The following is a 4,518-nucleotide window of genomic DNA, read 5'->3' on the forward strand; positions in this document are numbered from 1 at the left end:
CCATGGCACTGAAGTCCCATGCCGGCCAAGACCATGGTCCTGGCTGTCAACCCAACGTGGTCGAGTGGTTTATCGGAAAGGCTTTGAAATAAGGAAGTCGATGACGAAATCATGGCCAGATGCATCAAGCGAGAACGCCCTAGCTTTCCTCTTGGCGATCACGACTTGGTCGCCCTATTGGTCGTCACCTGGATCAGCAACAGGCCCTTCATGCTGGCGTACTCCTTGGGCTCGGCTGCCTAGTCGCTATATCAACGCAGCCATCCGAGTGGCGACCACCTTGCAATTCTGATCGAGATAGTGGGTGTGGGCTTCCGCTCCGATGCAGGTTTCCAAGCCGGTGCCGTCGATCGATCCTTCGCCATTCCACAACTCGCGTCCGACGTAGTCGCCGCTGCCATAGATATTTATCCATTTCCCAAGGCCACAGTCTTTGGGAACGGGACCTGCATCGGGCTGGCCTTGCGTGACCGGACGGTTGACCCATTGGTAAAGGGCAGGAAAGCGCCATGCATAGAGCTGCCGGAGCGGCGATCCGAGGGTGAGCAGATCGATTGGTGGATATCTGGAGAGGCATTTCTTCGCCTTCATATAGCGAAGGAAGTCTGTCGCGACGACCGTGCCCTGGCTGTGAGCTACAATGATCACCCTGTCATATTTGTTTTCCGCGATGAAATTCAGCAAAGCAGCAAAGCGCGCGAAAATCCGTAGGCGGGGCGTCTTGCCGCGCGGCCTCTCCCGCAACCAATTATCGACGTCGAGCGCGACGTCTATCAAAACTCGAAAGCGATTAATCGTCTCAGTGAAGGATTTGAGCAGGAGCTTTGACGCGGCAATAAATCCGACAGTCACACTACCAACGAAAATCCCGACGAAAGTGGCGAAAGAGGACCATGGCGACGGTTTGATGCTTAAAGAGTCGCCGAAAAGCTGGAGCAGACCCTTTGACGCAGCAATAAGCCCAACAGCGGCGCCACCAGCGAAAATCCGGGCGAGAGCAACGAAAGAGTTCCATAGCGGCGGTTGAGTGCCCAGATCGTCGCCGATAACGCTGACGTGCCAGAAGGCCTCCAGCGATCCCCAGGGGAAAATAATGAAAAATCCAGCTCCGGCGAGGACGGCGGCTACCCCCAGGAGCGAGTAGCCCCCGTCGAGCCACAGGCTGAGACGTTGCATTGGCCCCGCAGACGGCCTCGCCTCTGACAGATCGCCTGGAAAAAGCTCACGGAAAATGGAGGGTGCGAGTCCCCAAAAAGCGACCAGACCAGCAAGCAGCATCGCTAAAACATAAATGAAAAACAGGGAGTTGGCGCTGAGATCTATGAGCTTGACGACGAACTTGTCGATGGGCACCGTTTCGCTGCCGAGAAACCACGTCGCCCATGGCTGAAATGGATAGTTCGGCAGGAGCGTCTTGAATATGTTGTAAACTGCGGCCCATAGGGTCAGAACCACTGCAAGGAAGACAGGCGCTGGCAGCGACGCCGCGATAAAAGAAGTGTGAATTGAGCGCTTGAGGACTGCGCGGTTACCCGCGGTGGCTGCCTTCGAGAATATCCATGGGATCACGCATCCAAAGCCGAACATCGCCAAGTTTGTTATGTAGAGCCCGCTCCAGACGAGAACGAGGACAACGAAAGGACCTTCGGCGCTGTGGCCGATCCAACTTAACAGGCTCGGCACCGGATCCGTCGTGAACAGAGGCAGCTTGTAGGCCACCCCTGCCATCCAAAAGACCAACACAACCCCCACGATGCGCCAGAGAAAAAGCACGCCGGGCCGGATTCGGTCATAAGCCTTCATGGCAGTGTCACCTGCAACCGCCAGCAGGCAGAATACCAAGCCGGTGAGGATATAGGGAAAGCCCACCTGTGCATTTGAGAGCCAGCCCTGAAGGCCGTAGAATATGGCTCCCGCCGCTGCTCCCAGAGCAAAGGGCAGGACCACCATGAACTGCTTGGAAAATGAGGTGTAGTTGTGGTTGCCAATACACAAGCGCATGGACAGTGCGGCGACCAACAAGGCGACGATGCCTGGACAGGCGAACGCCTGCACGGAGGCATTCGTGAGAATGTCCAGGCCGCTCTTCGGTAACAGCAGCAGCGCCGGCACGGTCAAGAGCCCGAGCAGCACAAGGACCAGGTTTCCGAGGACGATCGGTGTTGCCAGCAGCCAGTACGAAAAAGCATTCAGCCCATAGAATCTGTTCCACGAATTCTTGATCCCGCACGCTTCGGCGGCCGGGAAGGCAGTTATCGCCGCCGTCCGGCCAAGGCTCGCAAGGTGAATGACAAGTTGAAAGATCTCGCCGATCAATGCGGTTGCATTCTTGCCAACATGGGACAAGTCGGACCAGTAAAGCTCGAAAACTTCGACTCTCGTGTCGCCCGGCGCCATGCTGTATCGGACGGTTTCGTAAATCTCGTTGTAAGTCGTGCCGCCCTTGAGAAGGGATTCCGAGAATTCAACATCGACATCTGGGCCGGCATTCTCTGCACGGGCCCTGAATGGCGATCCCATACCCAAGCGAAGCCTCCAGGCTTTCCGCGACTCCACGGATTTATCCGGTTCTATCGGTAGGTTGCTTCCGGTCACTGGAATTGAGATCGAGGTCAACTCGGGCCCAGGATATATGGTAGGTGCGTTACGCTGTAGTTGCTGTGCGACGGCCTTCGCTGTTTGGCCGTTGATGTGTTCCCCCACGCCGTGGATGGCGATGATGGCCGTCCTCACAGCTGCCATAGCGTTCCCCCGAAGTACGGCCGATGGTCTTGTCGTTTGCACAATGTAGCGCGCGAACTCGGTTGCAAATTACCTGACGAATGCTCGCCTTGGAAGAAGCCGATAGAGAGTTTTGAAGAAAAAAAGGAGATGGCGTAGGGAATACTTTTCCCCATTAGATTTCATTGTCGGCGGGTGCCCTCAGGTCCAGTCTGTGCAACAGAATGGCCGTGTCAGGTGCGCCGCAATTGCTGCGCGGCGAATCGTGTCTGCTCGGCTCCCGCGAGAAAGCGGGTGCTACCAAGTTTCGCAAACACTCTCTGCAACTTTTTCTAGGTGATTAGCCAGATGAAATGACCGTACGAAAGCCCATTGGCGGAGATGAATTTCTTCTGCTCTTAGGGATGCGTAAGAAGGGCTTGATGGCATTTCGAGAGGCAGACCGAGGCCCTAGATCAGCAGCAGCCCCTTCATGCTGGCGTATCCCTTGCGCCCGATGATGATGTGGTCGTGAACGGAAATACCCAGCCGCTTGCCGGCTTCGATGATCTCTTTCGTCATCTCGATGTCGGCGCGCGATGGCGTCGGGTCGCCCGAGGGGTGGTTGTGGACCAGGATGATCGCGGTGGCCGAGAGTTCGAGCGCCCGCTTGACCACTTCCCGGGGATAGACGGGCGTGTGGTCGACAGTGCCGGTCTGCTGCACTTCGTCGGCAATCAGCGCGTTCTTCTTGTCTAGGAACAGGATGCGGAACTGTTCGCGCGCCTCGAAGGCCATGGCCGAGCGGCAATAGGCGAGAAGCTGCGTCCAGGACGAAAGGACTTCGCGGCCATGGACCTCGCCATGCGCCATGCGCTGCGCCGTCGCAGCGACAACCTTAAGGTCGAACGCCACCGCCGGGCCGATGCCCTTGACCTCCTGCAGCAGGTTGATAGGTGCGCCGAGTACCTCGGCCAGCGTGCCGAAGCGCGCCAGCAGCGCCTTGGCGGCTGGCTTGGTGTCGGCGCGCGGGATCAGCCGGAAAAGCAAGAGCTCGAGGAGTTCATAATCGGGCAGGGCGTCTGGACCCGCCGAGGCAAAGCGCTCGCGCAAGCGGTCGCGATGGCCGAGATAGCTAGGCTTTTCGGCTGGAGCCGGCCTCGCCTTCGCCGCGGGCCGGATCGGCACCTCGGAGAAGAAACTCCGCTCGTCGTCGTCGCCTGATGTCGCCATACCCCCGCCTGTGCTAAAGTACGAACCTAGGCAATATACTTGCCCCAGATCGACAGAATACTAGGACGGCGGGCATGGGGCGGTCGAGGTCTTTTGTCGACAGCTTTGAAGGGCTTTTCGTGAGGGGGGAGGCGGTTACCTTAGCCAAGCCATCTCGCTTGCCGGCGCGCTTGAAAATCCTCGCGCCACCGATCAAAGGATGCCGATTGGCGGCTAGTGAGGCGCCGCGATCTCGCCGGGCAGCTTGCGCGCCCAGGGTGGTCCTTCTCCGAAATACATGCTGTCGTTGTCGTCATTGATCAGATCAAGCAGCAAAGCTTGCGGCGGTGGTGCAGGACGCCAGATCGCACAACGATCAGATTCTGGCTTGTCAGGCGTGGTTGCAATTTGGGCRATGACGGCCCCGTCGGACGGCAGCTCGATCTTGCTGACCGTTCCATGGCATCGCGCAAGATCGTTGAGGCGGATGATCGGCGTCAGAAAACGCCCGTCCGCCAGATTGAGAAGTCGCAAGTTGTCGCTCGAATACACGGCGAGGACCTCCGTCTCCGGCGACGGCGTGTACTGTACCCTCGTGCCAAACCC

General features: G+C 58.0%; 3 protein-coding genes. All 3 read right to left on the reverse strand.

Annotated features, from left to right (window positions below; all coding sequences use genetic code 11):
- Positions 1-246: 246 nt before the first annotated feature.
- Positions 247-2,526 (reverse strand): hypothetical protein, encoded by a 2,280-nt coding sequence (locus tag AC1DX0_RS31605; RefSeq protein ID WP_477222309.1) that lies wholly within the window; start codon positions 2,524-2,526, stop codon positions 247-249.
- A gap of 645 nt (positions 2,527-3,171) precedes the next feature.
- Positions 3,172-3,933 (reverse strand): RadC family protein, encoded by a 762-nt coding sequence (gene radC / locus AC1DX0_RS31610; RefSeq protein WP_477222310.1) that lies wholly within the window; start codon positions 3,931-3,933, stop codon positions 3,172-3,174.
- A 213-nt stretch (positions 3,934-4,146) separates the two neighbouring features.
- Positions 4,147-4,518, reverse strand: a 372-nt coding sequence (locus AC1DX0_RS31615; RefSeq protein WP_477358356.1) for a hypothetical protein, incomplete at its 5' end; no start/stop codon positions are given.

The organism is Mesorhizobium sp. P3_A9, assembly GCF_056402975.1.

Excerpts from the sequence above, each read along its gene's own strand:
- radC (WP_477222310.1), bottom strand. The coding sequence starts at position 3,933 with ATGGCGACATCAGGCGACGACGACGAGCGGAGTTTCTTCTCCGAGGTG.